The organism is Nonomuraea sp. NPDC050790, assembly GCF_044456745.1.
GTDB lineage: Bacteria > Actinomycetota > Actinomycetes > Streptosporangiales > Streptosporangiaceae > Nonomuraea.
This window is the reverse complement of record NZ_JBITGF010000001.1, coordinates 808,740-826,595: the sequence shown is the minus strand read 5'-3', so window position 1 is coordinate 826,595 and position 17,856 is coordinate 808,740. Positions and strand designations below refer to the sequence as shown.

The window sequence follows — 17,856 nt, the reverse complement described above, 5'->3', positions numbered from 1 at the left end:
AAGGTCGTGACGACGGATCGGGTCAGGCCGCGGCCAAGGTCATAACCACGAACGGGGTCAGGCTCGTGACCCGCGGATCGGGTCAGGCTCGGGACCGCGGATCGGGTCAGGTTGGGGTCGGTCAAGAGGGCGGCGTTGCGGCGGGGACCCCGTGAGCCCTCACGAGCGGCGCTCGACGGGCGCCCGCGCACGTCGGCGGTGCGGGTGTGGGGGCGCGAGCCGTACCCGAAAAGACCAGCAGACAGAGCGATCAAGAGACGCCGCGATACAACTCCGCGGCGAGTTTGTCGATGCGTTTCACCGACGCGTCCCACGTCCCCGCGGCCGGGTGGGCGGTCAGGAGGGCCATGACGAAGCGGTCTCCCTTGCCGATCAGGCCGGTCGTGTGGAGCACGGGGTGGCCGTAGTCGGGGACGGTGGTGCCGCGCGCGGCGGCGGCCAGCACGCTGATGGGGCCGCCCCCGACGGGCGCGCCGGCCGAGGCGGGGACGAGGTCGGTGGAGGCGGCGCCCGAGTTCGAGCACCGGACCGGCGGCGTCAGCCCGAAGCCCGACCAGCCCTGCTTCACCGCCCACGGACGCGGGATCGCGCCGGGGATGCCGAAGGACTGGTTGAAGCCGTCGGTGCCGCACCGCGTCGACTTGCGCAGGTGCCCGAGGATGAGGTCGCGCACGCGCGGGTCGGCGGTGTCGAGGAGATAGCGGTAGGTCTTGACGATGTCATACGCGCTCAGCGACACATATCCCCAGAAACCGGGCTTGGAGGCGGGCGGCGGGGTGGTGTCGGCCAGGCGCAGCTTGCGGGCCATCCGGGTGATGATCGCCCCCTTGCCGCCCCGGTTCCAGAACGCGGTAGCGGCCCCGTCGTCGCTCGACCGCAGCATGATCCGCAGGAGTCGCGCGTCGGCGGCGGGAACGCTCCTGTTGCGCTCCAGGTAGTCGATCGCGATGAGGATCTTGCTCACCGACGCCGAGCGGAACTTCCTGCGCGCGTTCTGGTGCACCACGATCTTCCCCGTGGTCCGGTCGAACACGACATACCCGGCGGTCGTCCCCGCCGGGACCTTGGGCTTCTTGACGACGCGCGGCACGGGCGTCTTCTCCACGGCGCCGGCGGTGCCGGATCCGGCGGGGTGCGCGCCGGCGGTCTGCGCGCTCGACGGCGACCCGGCACATCCGGCCATCAGGGGTACGGCTGCCGCGAGCGCGGCCCAAGGCTTGATTCGCACCCGACCATAACTACCAGATCCCCCGCAAAACGGGTCAGGACGCGGATTCCTCGGCCGCCGCCGGCTCCGGGGTCGTGGCCTGGAGCACGAGGCGGTCGTCGGTCCCGGCGTCCACCTTGACCGTGCCGCCCTCCCCCACCTCGCCCGTCAGCACCATGGTGGACAGCCGGTTGTCCAGCTCGCGCTGCACCGTGCGCCGCAGCGGCCGGGCGCCGAACTCCGGCTGGTAGCCCTTCTCCGCCAGCCAGTCCTTGGCCGCGTCCGTGACCTCCAGCGCGATGTCCTGGCCCTTCAACCGCTGGCGGGTCTTCTCCAGGAGGAGATCCACGATCTGACGCAGTTCCTCCTTCTCCAGCCGCTTGAAGATGATCGTCTCGTCGATCCGGTTCAGGAGCTCCGGGCGCAGCGAGTGGCGCAGCAGGTCCATGAGGCGCTCCTCCAGCTCCGCGGCGTCGCCGCTGGAGTCGAGGATGAGCTGGGCGCCGATGTTGCTGGTCATGATGACGATCGTGTTGGTGAAGTCCACGGTACGGCCCTGCCCGTCGGTCAGGCGGCCGTCGTCCAGCATCTGGAGCAGGATGTTCATGACGTCCGGGTGGGCCTTCTCGATCTCGTCCAGGAGGATCACCCCGTGCGGACGGCGGCGCACGGCCTCGGTGAGCTGCCCCGCCTCCTCGTAGCCGACGTATCCGGGCGGGGCGCCGATCAGCCGGGAGACGGTGTGCCGCTCCTGGAACTCGCTCATGTCGATGCGGACCATGTGGTCCTCGCCGCCGAACAGCGCCGCGGCCAGGGCGCGGGCCAGTTCGGTCTTGCCCACGCCGGTCGGGCCGAGGAACAGGAAGCTGCCGATCGGCCGGTTCGGGTCCGACAGGCCCGCCCTGGCACGCCGTACGGCTTCCGCGATCGCGACGACGGCCTCGTCCTGGCCGATGACGCGCTGGTGGAGGTGTTCCTCCAGGCGCATGAGCCGGTCGCGTTCCTGCTCGGTGAGCTGGGTGACCGGGATGCCGGTGCGCCGCGAGACGACCTCGGCGATGTCGGCCACCGACACCTCGGGGACGCGGTCGTCGCCGTGCCGGGCGTTCTGCAGTTCGGGACGGAGCTTGTCGATCTCGCGGGTCAGCTCCTTGGCCCGGTCGAAGTCGTCGCTGGAGACGGCCTGGTCCTTCTCCCTGCGCAGGCTGTCGAGGCGGTCCTCCAGCTCGCGCACGTCGGCGCCGGGGGTGCGGGCGCGCAGCCGTACCCTGGCGGCGGACTGGTCCATGAGGTCGATCGCCTTGTCCGGCAGGAACCGGTCGGAGACGTAGCGGTCGGAGAGCGTGGCGGCGGCGTCCAGTGCCTCGTCGGTGATGCGTACCTGGTGGTGGGCCTCGTAGGCGTCGCGCAGCCCCGCGAGGATCTCCACGGTCTGCTCGACGGTCGGCTCCGGGACCAGGATGGGCTGGAAGCGGCGTTCGAGCGCCGCGTCCTTCTCGATGTTCTTGCGGTACTCGTCGATCGTGGTGGCGGCGATGACGTGGAGCTCGCCGCGGGCCAGGGCGGGCTTGAGGATGTTGGCCGCGTCCATACCGCCCTCCGCCGAGCCGGCGCCGACCAGGGTGTGGACCTCGTCGATGAAGACGATGGTCTCGTCGGCGTGCTCGCGTACCTCGTCGATGACCTTCTTGATGCGCTCCTCGAACTCGCCCCGGTACTTCGATCCGGCCACCATGCCCGTCAGGTCCAGGGCGATGACGCGGCGGTCCTTGAGGGTGTCGGGGACGCTGCCGTTGACGATGCGCTGGGCGATGCCCTCCACGATCGCGGTCTTGCCCACGCCGGGCTCGCCGATGAGGACCGGGTTGTTCTTGGTACGCCGCGAGAGCACCTCGATGGCCTGCTCGATCTCGTCCTCGCGGCCCACGACCGGATCGATCCTGCCCTGCCTGGCCTCCTCGGTCAGGTCGCGGCCGTACTCGTCGAGGGCGGGCGTCTCGCCCTTGGCCGCTGCCTCGGTACGGCGGCCGGGCTGGGCGGCGCCGGACATGAGGGCCTGCTGGAGTTCGTTGGCGGAGGCGCCCTGCTCGGCCAGCAGGCGGGCGGCGCTGGAGTCCGGGTTGGCGGCCAGGGCGAGCAGGAGGTGCTCGGGGCCGATGTAGGACGAGCCGAGCGCTCTGGACACGCGCTGGGCGTCCAGGATGGCGCGCTTGGCGGCCGGGCTCAGGGTGTCCGGCGGCTGGCCGGGGACGTCGGCCCCGGTGAGGGCGGCGATGCGGTCATGGAGGCGGTCGGCGTCCACGCCCGCGTTCTGCAGCAGGGCGCGGCCCGGGTCGTCCTGGGTGGCGGCGTCGAGCAGGTCGAGCACGTCCAGGTCGTGCGCGCCACGACGGGCGGCGCTCTCCAGGGCGGCGGTCAGCATGTCGCGGGCCGACTGGCTGAGGAGCTTGCCCACGTCCACGCGCTGGACGCTCGGACGGGAGGGCGGCCAGGCGTCCATCCCACCGAAGACCCGGCCCGTGAGCTCCTCGAACCCGCGGAACGGATCCCTGCCAAAGAACGACCCGAACGGCGATGCTTCCGACATGACCTCTCCCCTCTCCGGAGAGGCCCATTGCCGGAAACCCGGACAAACAACCCCAGTGTTCCGCAAAGTTCCCGACCCCGGACACCCGCCACCGGGGGCGGAGGTCAGGAGGCGTAGCGGGCGCAGGCTTGCGGGATCGGGGTGGGGCCGGAGATCAGTTCCAGGGTGTGGCCTACTCCAGCGCCCGAACGCAGGAGTTCGGCCACCACGGCGGCCACGTCCGCGCGGGGCACCGTGCCGCCCGGCACCGACGGCTCCAGCAGGACCGAGCCGGTTCCGGGCTCGTTGGTCAGGCGGCCGGGGCGCAGGATGGTCCAGGCCAGGGAGCGGGTGCGGAGGTCGTCCTCGGCCGCGGTCTTGGCGGTGATGTAGGCGGACCACACCTCGCCCCTCGACGCGTCGGCGGGCGAGCCGGCGCCGACCGAGGAGATCTGTACGAAGCGGCTCACTCCCGCCCGCTCGCAGGCCTCGGCCAGCAGGACGGCCGCGCCCCGGTCCACCGTGTCCTTGCGGGCGGCGCCGCTGTTCGGACCGGCTCCGGCGGCGAAGACGGCGGCCTCGGCGCCGGCCAGGAGCGCGGTCACCTCCTCCACCGTCGCGTGCTCCAGGTCGCACACGAGGGCGGAGCCGCCGGCGGCCTCCACGTCGGCCACGTGGCCCGGGTTGCGGACCAGTCCGACCGCGTCCTTGCCCAGCAACGCCGCGAGGCGTAGCGCGATCTGTCCATGTCCACCCGCGATGATGGTTCGCATACGCCTCATGGTTGCATGGGGAATATCCCGCCGAACCTCCGGGCTTGATCGTGCGTATCACCGGCAAAGGAGCCTGAATCATGGACTTGGCAGACATCGGCGTCACCGGATTGGCGGTCATGGGCCGGAACCTGGCCCGCAACCTGGCCCGGCACGGGTACGCGGTGGCGGTGCACAACCGGACGGCCAGCCGTACCGACGACCTGGTGAAGGAGTTCGGCGGCGAGGGGACGTTCCTGCCCTCCCAGGACGTGGCGGGGTTCGTCGCGTCGCTGAAGCGGCCCCGGCGCGCGATCATCATGGTGAAGGCCGGAGCGGGCACCGACGCCGTGATCGAGGAGCTGGCGGCGCACATGGAGCCGGGCGACATGATCGTCGACGGCGGCAACGCGCACTTCGCCGACACCCGGCGCCGCGAGGCGGCGCTGCGCGAGCGCGGCATCCACTTCGTCGGCACCGGCATCTCCGGCGGCGAGGAGGGCGCGCTGAACGGCCCGTCGATCATGCCGGGTGGTTCCACGGAGTCGTGGGAGGCGCTCGGGCCGATCCTCCAGGACATCTCGGCCAAGGTGTACGGCGTGCCGTGTGCGGTCCACGTGGGCCCCGACGGCGCCGGGCATTTCGTGAAGATGGTGCACAACGGCATCGAGTACTCGGACATGCAGCTCATCGCCGAGTCCTACGACCTGCTGCGCCAGGCGCTCGGCGCGAGCCCCGCCGAACTGGCCGGGATCTTCCGCGAGTGGAACAAGGGCGAGCTGGAGTCGTACCTCATCGAGATCACCGCCGAGGTGCTCGACCAGGTGGACGAGACGACCGGCGAGCCGTTCGTGGACGTGGTGGTGGACCAGGCCGAGCAGAAGGGCACCGGTCGCTGGACCGTGCAGAGCGCCCTCGACCTGGGCGTGCCCGTGACCGGCATCGCTGAAGCGGTCTTCGCCCGCGCCCTGTCGGGCCACCCGGAGCAGCGCGCCGCCGCCCGCTCGCTGGAGGGCCCGTCGCTGTCCGGCGTGGAGGGCCGCGAGCTGGTCGAGGACGTACGGCAGGCGCTGCTGGCCTCCAAGATCGTCGCCTACGCGCAGGGCTTCGACCAGATCGCCGCCGCCTCCAAGGAGTACGGCTGGGCCGTCGACCCCGGAGCCATGGCCACGATCTGGCGCGGCGGCTGCATCATCAGGGCCCGCTTCCTGGACCGGATCCGCGCCGCCTACGACGCCGACCCCGACCTGACGACGCTGCTGGCCGCACCCGAGTTCGCCTCGGTGCTCAACGCCGCGCAGGACGCGTGGCGGCGCGTGGTCACGACCGCGGTGCGCATCGGCGTGCCCACCCCGGGCTTCTCCTCCGCGCTCGCCTACTACGACGGCCTGCGCCGCGACCGGCTGCCCGCCGCGCTCGTGCAGGGCCTGCGTGACTACTTCGGCGCGCACACCTACCACCGGGTGGACCGCGAGGGCGTCTTCCACACCGACTGGTCGGGCGACCGCAAGGAGCGCGCCACCGGCTCCTGACCCGCAGGGGCCGGCCGGGCGAAGAACCGTTGAACATCCGCTGACATGGCTTGCCCGGCGCGTCCTGTTCGACTGGGCTGTGCGGCATGGACGTGGACGTGGCGGGTCCGGGTGTCAGCGGCCCGGTCACCGTGTTCGCCGACGTGCGCACGCTGCCCGGCGGCGAACCGGCCCATGAGGGCAACCGGGTCCCCGACGTCGCGGTGCTCGGCGAGCGGCGGATCGTGGTCGGCTGGCGCGCGGGCGTGTCCGGCCCGGCGGAGCCGCGCGAGCAGGGCTCCATCGGCCTGGCGGTCTCCCACGACGGCGGCCGCACGTGGACGCCGGGCACCCTGGCCCCGGCCACCGCGACCCACCGCTACCACTACGTGATCTTCCTCAACGACGGCGCCGCGCTCTACGCCTTCCTGGGCAGGATCACCCTCTCCGGCGAGCGCGCGGACGGCGGTGAGCTGGACGGCCTCCCCGTCGAGCTCACCGCCAGGCGCAGCGCGGACGGCGGCGCGACCTGGACCGACTGGCCGATCGAGGTGGACGTTCCAGGCAACGGGCGGGGCGTCGTGGTGGCGGGCAAGCCGGTCCGTCATCGCGGAGCCTGGCTCCTGCCGTATTCCGAACGCGCGGGAGCGGGCGTGCTGCGCTCGTCCGACCTGCGCACGTGGCGGCGCGGAGGGCTGGCCGTGCCGCCACGCGGAATCGGCGTCGGCGAACCCCAGGTGGTGCTCTCCCAGGACGATCCCGACGCGCTGCTCATGGTGGTGCGCACGCTGGTCGAGGGCACGCCGGAGCAGAAGGACGCCTTCTACCGCACGCGCCCGGCGTACTCGGCGACCTGTCTCAGCCGCGACGGCGGCCTGACGTGGACGCCGATGGTGCTGGATGAGAACCTGCCCAACTACTACGTGAAGGGCTTCTTCACCAAAGACTCCAAAGGCCGATATGTCACGATCTATAACACGTTGGCTGGGCCGTTCCGTGGAGATCGTCCCGACCAGCACCGCGAGGTGCTGCACTACAAGGTGAAGGAGCCGGGGCGGCCGTGGAGCCCGGGGCGGCTGTTCGCCGACGGGCCGAGGCTGACGACGGGCACGGCGCGCGGCTGGGACGTCTACGCCAGCGCCGAGGAGGAGTCCCCCGGGCGGCTGCGCGTGGTGTGGGAGCACAACCGGACGGCGATCCGCACCGCCACGCTCGACCTGGCGACCTGCTTCACCGGCGTGCGCTCCCGGCGGGGCGGCCTGTGGGAGCCGGGACCGCAGGGGGCCTACACGGTGACCGCCTCGGGCGCCGGGTTCGCGGTGGACGTGGGCGGGATGGTCCTGGAGTGGCGCGACGACGGGCTCTACGAGTGCGGCAGGCGGCTGTCCCCCTCGCGCCCCGGCCCGTGGCGGGTGCTGGTGGACCGCGAGGGCCGCGCCACCCTGCTGGGCACCGATCTGGCGTGGAGCGCCCGCGTGCCGGCGGGGCGGGTCACCGTCCAGGGGGAGCCTGAGTTCCTGGAGGTGACCGACTGCCTGGCCGCCTGGCCGCGGCCCATGACACTGCGCGGCACGAGCGTCACGCAGCCGGTGGGGGCCAGTGACTTCACGGTCGAGTTCCTGGGCGAGGCGATCGACGGCAACCTCGACACCAAGGTCGCGAACGGCGCCAAACGCCTCATGCTCTCCATCGGCCGCTCGGAGGTCCGGGCGATGCGCAAGGGCTCGCAGCGGTGGGAACGCGTCCACGCCCATCCCGGCGGCCCCGCCGTCTGGCGGGTGAGCGTGGACAGCGCGGGCGTGGCGCGGCTGTTTCGCGACGGCAAGGACACCGGTGTGTCGTGGGTGGCGCAGGACAGCCGCGAGCGCGCCCACGCCGCGCACTGGGCCGACGGCGCCGCCCGCGTCGAGTGGAGCCTGGTGACCGCGACGATCGGGAGCTGAGCCGGACCTATCCCGCGCCGAGCGGCACCGGGTTGGCGACGGCGGTCCCCGGGCCCACGGGCCCGCCCTTGGAGGCCCTGGTCGGAGGTTGTCCGTGGCGCCTGCCGACGGGGCGGTCGTTGCGGCGGCTGAGGCGCGCGGCCTGCCTGCCGTTTCCTGGAAGGTCGCCCGCCCCGTGCGGCGGGTGGGGTGGGGGCGGCCGACCGTAACTCATGGGGCGCGCAGGACACTTATGGGGCGCGCAACGCGAGAACAGGCCGCACTCCGGCGCAGGCCACACGGCAAGATCGCCGCAAAAGCCGCGATGGACCAGCAAAGCGAGTAACCTGCTCGCGTGCGCGATGTGGGAGAGGATCCGCGGCCGGTGCGGGGCGCGGTGCGGGAGGTTTACTCGGTGGACCGGGCCGCCAGCCTGGCCTACTCCCCCGACCTGGACGGCCTGGCCGACCCCGGGGAGATCGTCTGGGCGTGGGTCCCCTACGAGGAGGATCCGGCGCGGGGCAAGGATCGGCCGTTGCTGGTCGTCGGCAGGACGGGGCGCAGGCTGCTCGGCCTGATGGTGTCCAGCCGCGGGGACGACGGGCCGGAGTGGTTTCCGCTCGGCGCCTGGAACCGGGACGGCAAGCCGTCCTGGCTGCGGACGGACCGGGTCTTCGTGCTGGACGAGGACGACATCAGGCGCGAGGGCGCGGTGCTGGACGGCGAGCGGTTCGCCCGCGTCGCCGCCCTGCTCAAGCGCACCCACGGCTGGGCCGCTGACGGCTAGCCGTCAGCCTGGCGCCATTCGGCGACCGTGCCCGGCTCGTGCGGGCGGTAGTCCGGGGCGCCCTCCAGCGCCTTCTCCTCGCCGCCCGGCGTGTAGGTGACGATGAGCCGCAGCGGGCGCCACGTGCTGTTGAACGTCGAGTGGTAGGCGCCCGCCGGGATGTGGACCGTGTCGCCCTCCCTGATCGGGAACGGCTCTGTGTCACCGACCATCTGGGTGGCCTCGCCGGAGATGACGTAGATGATCTCCTCGGCGTTCGGGTGGTTGTGGCGGGCGTGGCCCTTGCCCGGGTTGACGATCACCTCGCCGAGCGTGGAGCCCGCGCCCGGGATGAGCGACGGCGTGACGAACCACTTGATCGACCCCCAGTCGAAGGCCATCGTCGGCACGTTGTCCGGACTTACCAGCATCAGACCTCCAGGTTCTTGAATGCGGCCACCTGCTCGGTGATGGCGCGTTCCGTGGGCAGGCGTTCGACCGACGAGGCGCCGAAGCAGCCCGCGACGCCCTTGGTGTTGCGCAGGACGTGGGCGGCGTCGGCGGGCTCGGCGATGGGGCCGCCGTGGCACAGGACGATCACGTCCGGCCTGGCCGCCACCGCGGCGTCGCGCATCGCCTGGACGCGGGCCACCGCCTCGTCCAGCGTGAGGGCGGTCCCGGCGCCGATGGAGCCCTTGGTGGTCAGGCCCACGTGCGGGACGAGCACGTCGGCGCCCGCCCGTGCCATGGCCCGCGCCTGGTCCTCGTCGAAGACGTAGGGGGCGGTGACCAGGTCGCGTTCGTGCGCCAGCCTGACCATCTCGACCTCCAGGTCGAAACCCATGCCGGTCTCCTCCAGGTTCTGCCGGAAGACGCCGTCGTACAAGCCGACCGTGGGGAAGTTCTGCACGCCCGCGAACCCCATGGCCTTGAGCTCGTCGAGGAAGCGCGGCATGACACGGAACGGGTCGGTGCCGCACACGCCCGCGAGCACCGGAGTGTCACACACCACCGGCAGGACCTCGGCGGCCATGTCGACGACGATCTGGTTGGCGTCGCCGTAGGGCAGCAGGCCCGCCAGCGAGCCGCGCCCGGCCATCCGGTAGCGGCCGGAGTTGTAGATGATGATCAGGTCGACGCCGCCCGCCTCGGCGCACTTGGCCGACAGGCCCGTCCCGGCGCCCGCGCCGATGATCGGTCTTCCTTCCTCCACGGTACGGCGCAGCCGTTCCAGAACCGTCTGCCTGTTCACTGGTCCCCCTTGATCAGCAGGTGGAGCCGGTCGGCCATGGCGCGGCCGAACTCCGGGTCGTTGATGTGCGCGGCCACGCGCTCGGTCCGCGGGAAGGCGGCCAGTTCGGCGAAGGCCGCCTCGTCCGCCTCCGGGTCGTGGAACGGCATGCCGGGCGCGTCGAGGGCGGAGACGCCGCCCTCCGGGACGAACAGCACGGCAGGACCGGTGGCCCGCGCCAGCTTGGCGGCGATCTCGCGGCCCAGCTCGGCCATCTCGGCCTTGGTGGTGCGCATGAGCGTGACGGCCGGGTTGTGGACGTAGAGGGTGCGGGCGGCGAAACGCTCCGGCACGGTGTCGCGGGGCCCGAAGTTGACCATGTCCAGCGCGCCGGGGGCGACGACCTGCGGGACGCCGTGCCGTCCGGCGGCGGTCAGCCGCTCGGGTCCCGCCGACAGGACGCCGCCGACCAGTTCGTCGGCCAGCTCGGTGGTGGTGAGGTCGAGGACCCCGGCCAGCATGCCGCTCTCGGCCAGGCCCTCCAGGGCGCGTCCGCCGGAGCCGGTGGCGTGGAAGACGAGGACCTCGTAGCCGAGCTCGTCGAGCCTGGCCCTGGCCGCGTCGACGGCCGGGGTGGTGACGCCGAACATGGAGGCCCCGACCAGCGGCCGGTCGCCGTCCTGGGCCGGGCCGCGCGCGGCGTACTCCTGGGCCATGCCCGCGACCGCGGCGGCGGCGTTGCCGAGGATCGCGCGGGAGAGGCGGTTGACGCCCGCGATGTCCACGACGGAGTACATGAGCGTGACGTCCTTGGCCCCGACGTACGGCGCGACGTCGCCGGAGGCCATGGTGGACACGATGAGCTTGGGCAGGCCGATCGGCAGGTCGCGAACCGCTCTGGCGGCGATCGAGGAGCCGCCGCTGCCGCCGACGGCCAGCACCGCGTCCACCCGTCCCGACCGGTGCAGCTCGGCCAGGACCTCGGCCGCGCCCTCCCCCATCGCGGTGACGGCCGCGCCCCGGTCGCCCGCGGCCCGCAGCGCCTCCAGGTCGGCCCCGGCGCGGGCGGCCACCTGGGCGGCGGGGACGTCGGCGGCCAGGCCGGACGGGCCGACGCCCGTGTCGACGACGAGCACCTCCCTGCCCAGGTCCGCGAGTCGTCCGCGCAGCCAGGCGTACTCGGGGCCTTTGGTGTCCAGCGTTCCGATCAGTACCACTGCCATGTGACCGACGTTATCTTCGCTGCGATCATCTTGGTATGAGGGTTGTGGTGATCGGCAAGGGAATCGTCGGAGCGAGCGCCGCCTACCATCTCAGCCGCCGCGGGGTGGCGGTGACGGTGATCGACGCCGGGCTGGCGGGGCAGGCGACGGAGGCGGGCGCCGGGATCGTGTGCCCGTGGGTGGACCACGAGGACGATCCCGCCTGGTACGAGCTGGCACGGGCCGCCGCCCGTCGTTACCCGGAGCGCGCGGGTTATGCGCGGGTCGGGGCGTTGCTGGTGGCCGAGGAGAGGGCGGAGCTGGAGCCGGTCCGCCGCCTGCTTGAGGCCAGATATCCGGACGCGCCGGAGATGGGGGAGATCACGGAGGTTCCGGATCCCGCCGCGCTCTTCCCGCCCCTGGCCCCCGGCCTGAGCGCGCTGCGCGTGCCGGGCGCGGCCCGCGTGGACGGCCGCGCGGTCCGGGACGCCCTGCTCGCCGACGCGGTGGCCGGGGGCGTCGCCCTCCTGCACGGCCACGCCGAGCTCCTCCCCGACGGCACCGTCCTCCTCCACCACAACCACCCGTCCACCGGCACGCCACACAAGCAGCACAAGCAGGGCGAGTTGGGCGAACAGCGCGGACCGGGTGAGCCACACGGACGGCGAGGACCGCGCAGACCGGGCTTGACGGGCGAGGAGGGCGAGTCGCGCGGGGCGGGTTCCGGGGTTCCTGTGCCCGCCGACGCCGTGATCGTGGCCGCGGGCGCCTGGAGCGGGCAGGTGTGCGCGTCCCTCGGCATCGCCCTGCCGGTCACGCCGCTGCGGGGCCAGATCGTGCACGCCGTGCTCGACGGGGTGGACACCTCCGGCTGGCCGATCGTGCTGCCCCGGCGCGGCCCCTACCTGCTGGGCTTCCCCGGCTCGCGGGTGGTCGTGGGCGCGACGCGGGAGGACGCCGGTTTCGACGCGCGCGTGACCGTCGCGGGCCTGGCGGAGGTGCTGTCGGCCGGGGTACGGCTGGCGCCCGGCCTGGCCGGAGCGAGCCTGGCCGAGACCCGGTCGGGACTGCGCCCGATGGTGGACGGCGAGCGCCCGCTCATCGCCCGCCTGACCGCGAAGGTGGTCGTCGCCACCGGCCTCAGCGCCTACGGCCTGACCGCGGGGCCGTATGCCGGAATGCTGGCCACATCCCTGGTTCTGGGCGAAACGCCGGAGATCGACCTGACGCCTTATGCGGTCGTTCCGGGCGTATGATCGTCTTCTCCCCTCTAGTGATCATGTGGGGAGAGTTGGGTGCGACTGCCGGTTCTGCTCGTGGTGCTGCTCACGTCCGCCGCGTGCGGCGGCCAGACCGCCCCGCCCGCCCCGCAGGCGGCGCCTCCCACCCAGCACCTCGGGCAACAGGCACGGGCGGCCGCCGCCTCGGGCCCCAAACCCGGCAAGCGGGTCAAGGTCCCCTACTCCGCCTCAGGCCGGTACGCGGTGGTCAAGGGCCGGGCCCAGCCGCGCCCCGGACACCGGCCCCCGGTCCGCTACATGGTCGAGACCGAGCGCGGCCTGCCCTTCGAGCCCAGGGCGTTCGCGCAAGCCGTTCACCGGACCCTCAACGACCCGCGCGGCTGGGGCCGCTTCCAGCGCGTCGACCACGGCCCGGTACGCCTGAGCGTGGCCCTGTCCAGCCCCCGCCTGACCGACCGCCAGTGCCTGCCGCTGAACACCGGCGGCGACCTGTCCTGCTGGGACGGCCGGCGATCGGTGATCAACGCCGTGCGCTGGGCCAGAGGCGTCCCGCAGTACCACGGTGACCTGGCCCGCTACCGCCACTACGTGATCAACCACGAAGTAGGCCACGGCCTGGGCCACAGCCACCGCTCCTGCCCGGGCAGGGGCCGCCTGGCCCCGGTGATGCTCCAGCAGTCGAAGTCCCTGGACGGCTGCCGCCCCAACCCCTGGCCCAACCCCTGAGCGGCGGCACGAGCGCACCTGCCAAGCGTAAGTTTGGTACATGACGACGATCACCACGGGCAAGATCAGCGGTCAGACCTCCGACGACGTCACCTCCTTCCTCGGCATCCCCTACGCCGAGCCCCCCTTCGGCCCGAACCGGTTCGCGGCGCCGGTGCCCAAAGCCCCGTGGGAGGGCACCTTCGAGGCCGTGCGGTTCGGCCCGGCCCCGCCGCAGGTGGCCATGATGGCCGGGCTCGCGCGGTGGAGCTCCGCCGACGGCCTGGACTGCCTGTCGGTCAACGTCTGGACGCCCGACCCCGGCGGCTCCGGCCTGCCGGTGATGGTGTGGATCTACGGCGGCGGCTATGTCATCGGCGCCGCCGGGCTGCCCGACTACGACGGGACCCGGCTGGCCCGCGAGGGCGTGGTGGTGGTGACGTTCAACCACCGGATCGGCATGGAGGGCTACGGGTTCGTCGAGGGCGCCCCGGCCAACCGGGCGCTCCTGGACCAGGTGCAGGCGCTGCGTTGGGTGCGGGAGAACATCGCGGCGTTCGGCGGCGATCCGGGCAACGTGACCGTGTTCGGGCAGTCGGCGGGGGCCGGGGCGGCGGCCTGCCTCATGGCGATGCCGTCGGCGGCGGGCCTGTTCCGGCGGGTGATCGCGCAGAGCGTGCCGGGCACGTTCTTCACCCCCGGGCTCGCGGCCCGCATCTCGGCCGGGATCATGGCCAGGGCGGGCGGCTCGCCGTACGAGCGAAGCCCCGAGGAACTGCTGACGGCCGCGCACGACTTCGCCCAGCTCGACCTGCGCGGGAACACCGCGCGGTGGGGCGCGGTCGCGGTGGTCGGGATGGCGTTCTCACCCGTCGTGGACGGCGAGGTGCTGCCGCAGACGCCGTGGGAGGCGCTGACCGACGGCGCGGCCTGCGACGTGGATCTGCTGGTGGGCTTCACCCGCGACGAGTACGCGCTGTTCCAGGCGATGGGCGAGAGCGGCGACACCGGGACGGCGATGAAGACGCTCGCGCCGCCGCAGGCGGACGTGGTGTATCGCACCGCCTATCCGGAGGCGGAGCTGCGCCTGCGGCTGATGTCCGACTGGCTGTTCCGGATGCCGAGCGCGGTGCTGGCCGGCGCGCACACCGGCCCGACCCACGCCTACGAGCTGACCTGGGCGCCCACGCCGCTCGGCGCCTGCCACGGACTGGACGTGCCGCTCACGTTCGGCACGCTCGGCACCGAGCTGGCCGGGCTGCTCATCGGCGGCTCGCCCGAGGCGGAGGGCGTCTCGGCGCAGTTCCGCTCGGCCTGGACGCGCTTCGCGGCGACGGGCGAGCCGGGCTGGCCGGAGTACGAGCCGGTCAACGCCGTGACCCACCTGTTCGACGTGACGCCGTCCGACGTCGGCGATCCCGAGTCCGCGACCCGCGCCCTGTGGACGGAAGCGGGCTTTCCCGCCATGTCCTGACCCCCGCGCTCACCACAAATTATCGCGATATATCTTCGAGAGAGAGTTGACTATGCAAGGAGTGTGACATGGCGGGATCGCGGACGGCACGGCGTCTGCTCGTGGGGGGAGCCGCCCTGGCCGCGGCCGGCTGGGCGCTGCGGGACGTGCCGGCCGAGCTCGGCGTACGGCCACTGCTGTCGGGGCCCGAGCGAGTGGCCAGGATGCGGCGCTCGCCGCAGTTCAAGGACGGCACGTTCTTCAACCCGATGCCCGAGCCGACCAACACCGGCAGGCCCGACCCCGGCATGCTGGCCGAGCTGACGCGCGACCGGTCCCAGCGCCGCCCGGCCGGGCTGATCCCGGTGCTGACGCCGCCCTCGGGCGAGCCGGCCTCCGAGGGCCTCCGCGCCGTCTGGTACGGCCACGCCTCCACGCTGATCGAGATCGAGGGCAGGCGGGTCCTGTTCGACCCGATCTGGAGCAACCGTCCCTCCCCCTCGCAGCTCGTCGGCCCGCGGCGCCACCACCCGGTGCCGATCGAGCTGGGCGAACTGCCCGAGGTGGACGCGATCGTGATCTCGCACGACCACTACGACCACCTGGACATGGCCACGGTGCGGCGGCTGACCAGCTCCCAGAAGGCGCCCTTCCTCGTGCCGCTGGGCATCGGCGCGCACCTGGAGCGCTGGGGCGTGCCGATGTTCCGGATCATCGAGCTGGACTGGGACGAGGAGGCGGTGGTCGCCGGGCTGCGCTTCGTCGCCACGGCCGCCCGGCACTTCTCCGGCCGCTCGCTGACCCGCAACGACACGCTGTGGGGCTCGTGGGTGGTGGCCGGCCGCGACAAGCGCGTCTTCTACGCCGGCGACTCCGGCTACTTCGAGGGCTACAAGGGCATCGGCGCCGCGCACGGACCGTTCGACCTGGCGCTGATGCCGATCGGCGCCTACAGCCCGGCCTGGCCCGACATCCACATGAACCCGGAGGAGGCGGTCAACGCCACCATCGACCTGGGCGCGGCGCTGATGCTGCCGGTCCACTGGGCGACGTTCACGCTGGCGCTGCACCCGTGGGGCGAGCCGGTGGACCGGCTGTGGCGCGAGGCCAAGGCGCGCGAGGTCAGGATCGTGGTGCCGCGGCCGGGCGAGCGGGTCGACACCGCCGACGCGCCGGCGCTCGACACCTGGTGGGAGATGCTGGCCTAGGGAGCCGGGGGCGGCCGGTCGGGTCCGATTCGCGCCGGTGCTCCGGGGTGTGCCGATGCTTGGCTGGGCTCCATGTCCGACACACCCTTGGTGCGATGGCTCGCCGTCGCCGCCCTCACCCTGGGCATCTTCACCATCGTCACCAGCGAGATCCTGCCCATCGGCCTGCTGACCGCCATCGGAGGCGACTTCGGCCTCACCGACGGCGTCACCGGGCTGACGATGACACTGCCGGGCATCGTCGCCGCGCTCGCCGCGCCGTCGCTCACGCTGGCCATGGCCCGCCTGGACCGCCGGGTGACGCTGTGCGCGATGATGGCGCTGCTGGCCGCCGCCGACGTGCTGGCCGCGGTGGCGTGGTCCTACGAGGCGATGCTGGTCTCCAGGATTCTCGTCGGGCTCACGATCGGCGGGTTCTGGTCGGTGGGCGCGGGGCTGGCCGGGCGCCTCGTGCGGCCCGCCGCCGTGGGCGCCGCGACCGCGCTGATCTTCTCCGCGGTGCCGCTCGGCTCGGTGCTCGGCGTGCCCGCCGGCACGCTCATCGGCCACGCCGCGGGCTGGCGGGCGGCCTTCGCCGTACTGGCGGGGCTGGCGGTGCTCGTCCTGGCCGCCCTGCTGATCCTGCTCCCGCCGCTGCCCGCCGACCGCATCACCGCGGCGGGGACCCTGCTGGCGATCCTGCGCCGCCGCGGCACCGTGGTCGCCCTGCTGGCCACCTTCCTCGTCGTGCTCGCCCACTTCGGCGCCTACACCTACGTCACGCCGTTCCTGGAGCAGGTCACACGCCTGCACCCCGCCGCCGTCAGCTCGGTCCTCCTCCTGTACGGCGCCGCCGGCGTGGCCGGGAACTTCCTCGCGGGCCGGACGGTCACCACCCGCCCCCGCGCCACCTTCGCGGCGGCCGGAGCGCTCATCGCCGCCGTCACCCTGCTGCTGCCCGTCGCCGGCGGCACCGCCTGGGGCGCGATCGCCCTGCTGGCCCTGTGGGGCCTGGCCTACGGCGCCGTCCCGGTCTGCTCGCAGACCTGGTTCGCCCGCGCCGCCCCCGACGCGCCCGAGGCGGCCACGGTCGTGTTCACCAGCTCCTTCCAGGCCACGTTCGCGCTCGGCGCCCTGTCCGGCGGCCTGGTCGTGGACACGCTGGGCCTCGGCGCCGTGATGCTGTGCGCGGGCGCCGCCGCCCTGGCGATGGCCGTCTCCTTGGCGGCGCTCACCCGCCGGGGCTAGGGCGCCTGGGGCAGCTTCACCGATCCGGGTTTCGGGGCGGGGGCCGACGGCGGCGGCACGACCGGGCCGATGTCGCCGTCGGGGGCCTCGTCCAGGTCCACGATCACCGGCGCGTGGTCGCTCGGCCCGGTGCCCTTGCGCGCGTGCCGGTCGACCCACGCCGCCCGCACCCGCTCGGCCACGGGCCCGGCGGCCAGCACCAGGTCGATGCGCATGCCGAGGTCCTTGTGGAACATGCCGGCCCGGTAGTCCCAGTAGGTGAACACCCGCTCCTCCGGCCAGCGCTCGCGTACCACGTCGTGCAGGCCCAGCTCGCGCAGCTCGGCCAGCGCGGCGCGCTCCGGCGCGGTCACGTGCGTCTGGCCCTCGTAGGCGGCCGGATCGAAGACGTCGGCGTCGGCGGGCGCGATGTTCACGTCGCCGCACACCATCGCCTCGACCGGCCCGAGCCGCACCACCTCGCGCAGCGCGGCCAGCCAGGCGAGCTTGTAGTGGTAGTGGTCGGAGTCCGGGGTGCGCCCGTTCGGCACGTACACCGAGTGCACCCGCACTCCCCCGCAGGTCGCCGCCACCGCCCGCGCCTCCTGGTGCGGGAAGCCGGGCGCTCCGGCCACCCCGGTGACCACGTCGTCGAGGCCCACCCTTGACAGGATCGCCACGCCGTTCCAGCGGGCCTCGCCGTGCGCGGCCACCTCGTAGCCGCGCCCGGCCAGTTCCTCGCCCAGCAGGTCGGCGAAGGCCTGGTCGGCCAGCTTGGTCTCCTGAAGGCAGACGACGTCGGGACGGCGCTGGTCCAGCCAGGGAAGGAGGCGGGGCAGCCGCTGCTTGACCGAGTTCACGTTCCAGGTCGCTACTCGCACCCGAT

Annotated in this window: 16 protein-coding genes; 8 read left to right on the top strand and 8 right to left on the bottom strand. The window is 73.1% G+C overall.

Going from position 1 to position 17,856, the window contains the following annotated elements; genetic code table 11:
- Positions 1-250: 250 nt before the first annotated feature.
- From ACIBEJ_RS03800 to ACIBEJ_RS03790, 3 genes are all read right to left on the bottom strand, one after another.
- Positions 251-1,228, bottom strand: a complete 978-nt coding sequence (locus ACIBEJ_RS03800; protein WP_397181047.1) for a hypothetical protein — start codon at positions 1,226-1,228, stop codon at positions 251-253.
- A 34-nt stretch (positions 1,229-1,262) separates the two neighbouring features.
- Complete coding sequence (locus tag ACIBEJ_RS03795) at positions 1,263-3,794, bottom strand: ATP-dependent Clp protease ATP-binding subunit (protein WP_397181046.1); 2,532 nt, start codon at positions 3,792-3,794, stop codon at positions 1,263-1,265.
- A 104-nt stretch (positions 3,795-3,898) separates the two neighbouring features.
- The gene (locus ACIBEJ_RS03790) at positions 3,899-4,546 is read right to left on the bottom strand and encodes an NAD(P)H-binding protein (protein ID WP_397181045.1); all 648 of its coding nucleotides are present in this window, start codon (positions 4,544-4,546) and stop codon (positions 3,899-3,901) included.
- An 80-nt stretch (positions 4,547-4,626) separates the two neighbouring features.
- On the opposite strand from ACIBEJ_RS03790, the gene gndA reads away from it, so the two are divergent.
- Together gndA and ACIBEJ_RS03780 are read left to right on the top strand one after the other, a co-directional pair.
- Positions 4,627-6,057: an NADP-dependent phosphogluconate dehydrogenase gene (gene gndA, locus ACIBEJ_RS03785; RefSeq protein WP_397181044.1), complete on the top strand. Its 1,431-nt coding sequence runs from the start codon at positions 4,627-4,629 to the stop codon at positions 6,055-6,057.
- An 86-nt stretch (positions 6,058-6,143) separates the two neighbouring features.
- Positions 6,144-7,979 carry a sialidase family protein gene (locus ACIBEJ_RS03780; protein ID WP_397181043.1) on the top strand — a complete coding sequence of 612 codons (1,836 nt, stop codon included), beginning with the start codon at positions 6,144-6,146 and terminating at the stop codon, positions 7,977-7,979.
- A gap of 7 nt (positions 7,980-7,986) precedes the next feature.
- On the opposite strand, the gene ACIBEJ_RS03775 is transcribed toward ACIBEJ_RS03780, so the two are convergent.
- On the bottom strand, positions 7,987-8,193 hold the full coding sequence (locus tag ACIBEJ_RS03775; RefSeq protein WP_397181042.1) for a hypothetical protein: 207 nt from the start codon (positions 8,191-8,193) through the stop codon (positions 7,987-7,989).
- A gap of 120 nt (positions 8,194-8,313) precedes the next feature.
- Here ACIBEJ_RS03775 and ACIBEJ_RS03770 point away from each other — a divergent pair, with 120 nt between their 5' ends.
- Complete coding sequence (locus tag ACIBEJ_RS03770) at positions 8,314-8,745, top strand: type II toxin-antitoxin system PemK/MazF family toxin (RefSeq protein ID WP_397181041.1); 432 nt, start codon at positions 8,314-8,316, stop codon at positions 8,743-8,745.
- Here the strand turns inward: ACIBEJ_RS03770 and ACIBEJ_RS03765 are convergent.
- From ACIBEJ_RS03765 to ACIBEJ_RS03755, 3 genes are read right to left on the bottom strand one after another with little or no spacing between them, the layout of a single operon-like run.
- Positions 8,742-9,155: a cupin domain-containing protein gene (locus ACIBEJ_RS03765; RefSeq protein WP_397181040.1), complete on the bottom strand. Its 414-nt coding sequence runs from the start codon at positions 9,153-9,155 to the stop codon at positions 8,742-8,744. The genes ACIBEJ_RS03770 and ACIBEJ_RS03765 overlap by 4 nt on opposite strands.
- The gene (locus ACIBEJ_RS03760) at positions 9,155-9,976 is read right to left on the bottom strand and encodes a phosphoenolpyruvate hydrolase family protein (RefSeq protein ID WP_397181039.1); all 822 of its coding nucleotides are present in this window, start codon (positions 9,974-9,976) and stop codon (positions 9,155-9,157) included. The genes ACIBEJ_RS03765 and ACIBEJ_RS03760 overlap by 1 nt, the downstream gene beginning before the upstream one ends.
- Positions 9,973-11,178, bottom strand: a complete 1,206-nt coding sequence (locus ACIBEJ_RS03755) for a Tm-1-like ATP-binding domain-containing protein (RefSeq protein WP_397181038.1) — start codon at positions 11,176-11,178, stop codon at positions 9,973-9,975. The genes ACIBEJ_RS03760 and ACIBEJ_RS03755 overlap by 4 nt, the downstream gene beginning before the upstream one ends.
- A 35-nt stretch (positions 11,179-11,213) precedes the next feature.
- On the opposite strand from ACIBEJ_RS03755, the gene ACIBEJ_RS03750 reads away from it, so the two are divergent.
- The 5 genes from ACIBEJ_RS03750 (at position 11,214) to ACIBEJ_RS03730 (ending at position 16,991) form a co-directional block, all read left to right on the top strand.
- Positions 11,214-12,413, top strand: a complete 1,200-nt coding sequence (locus tag ACIBEJ_RS03750) for an NAD(P)/FAD-dependent oxidoreductase (RefSeq protein WP_397181037.1) — start codon at positions 11,214-11,216, stop codon at positions 12,411-12,413.
- Between the two features lie 39 nt (positions 12,414-12,452).
- Positions 12,453-13,124, top strand: a complete 672-nt coding sequence (locus tag ACIBEJ_RS03745; RefSeq protein WP_397181036.1) for a DUF3152 domain-containing protein — start codon at positions 12,453-12,455, stop codon at positions 13,122-13,124.
- A gap of 40 nt (positions 13,125-13,164) precedes the next feature.
- On the top strand, positions 13,165-14,577 hold the full coding sequence (locus ACIBEJ_RS03740; protein ID WP_397181035.1) for a carboxylesterase/lipase family protein: 1,413 nt from the start codon (positions 13,165-13,167) through the stop codon (positions 14,575-14,577).
- Positions 14,578-14,645: 68 nt separating this feature from the next.
- Complete coding sequence (locus tag ACIBEJ_RS03735) at positions 14,646-15,764, top strand: MBL fold metallo-hydrolase (RefSeq protein WP_397181034.1); 1,119 nt, start codon at positions 14,646-14,648, stop codon at positions 15,762-15,764.
- A 72-nt stretch (positions 15,765-15,836) separates the two neighbouring features.
- Positions 15,837-16,991 (top strand): MFS transporter, encoded by a 1,155-nt coding sequence (locus tag ACIBEJ_RS03730; protein ID WP_397181033.1) that lies wholly within the window; start codon positions 15,837-15,839, stop codon positions 16,989-16,991.
- Here the strand turns inward: ACIBEJ_RS03730 and ACIBEJ_RS03725 are convergent.
- Entirely contained in the window at positions 16,988-17,851 is an 864-nt protein-coding gene (locus tag ACIBEJ_RS03725) for an exodeoxyribonuclease III (protein WP_397181032.1), read from the bottom strand. The two genes, ACIBEJ_RS03730 and ACIBEJ_RS03725, sit on opposite strands and share 4 nt — an antisense overlap.
- Positions 17,852-17,856 lie beyond the last annotated feature (5 nt).

Bases quoted from the DNA above. Each gene is read 5' to 3' on its own strand.
- ACIBEJ_RS03795 (WP_397181046.1), bottom strand. From the start codon at position 3,794: ATGTCGGAAGCATCGCCGTTCGGGTCGTTCTTTGGCAGGGATCCGTTC.
- ACIBEJ_RS03790 (WP_397181045.1), bottom strand. From the start codon at position 4,546: ATGCGAACCATCATCGCGGGTGGACATGGACAGATCGCGCTACGCCTC.
- gndA (WP_397181044.1), top strand. From the start codon at position 4,627: ATGGACTTGGCAGACATCGGCGTCACCGGATTGGCGGTCATGGGCCGG.
- ACIBEJ_RS03780 (WP_397181043.1), top strand. From the start codon at position 6,144: ATGGACGTGGACGTGGCGGGTCCGGGTGTCAGCGGCCCGGTCACCGTG.
- ACIBEJ_RS03775 (WP_397181042.1), bottom strand. From the start codon at position 8,193: ATGAGTTACGGTCGGCCGCCCCCACCCCACCCGCCGCACGGGGCGGGC.
- ACIBEJ_RS03765 (WP_397181040.1), bottom strand. From the start codon at position 9,155: ATGCTGGTAAGTCCGGACAACGTGCCGACGATGGCCTTCGACTGGGGG.
- ACIBEJ_RS03755 (WP_397181038.1), bottom strand. From the start codon at position 11,178: ATGGCAGTGGTACTGATCGGAACGCTGGACACCAAAGGCCCCGAGTAC.
- ACIBEJ_RS03750 (WP_397181037.1), top strand. From the start codon at position 11,214: ATGAGGGTTGTGGTGATCGGCAAGGGAATCGTCGGAGCGAGCGCCGCC.
- ACIBEJ_RS03740 (WP_397181035.1), top strand. From the start codon at position 13,165: ATGACGACGATCACCACGGGCAAGATCAGCGGTCAGACCTCCGACGAC.
- ACIBEJ_RS03735 (WP_397181034.1), top strand. From the start codon at position 14,646: ATGGCGGGATCGCGGACGGCACGGCGTCTGCTCGTGGGGGGAGCCGCC.
- ACIBEJ_RS03730 (WP_397181033.1), top strand. From the start codon at position 15,837: ATGTCCGACACACCCTTGGTGCGATGGCTCGCCGTCGCCGCCCTCACC.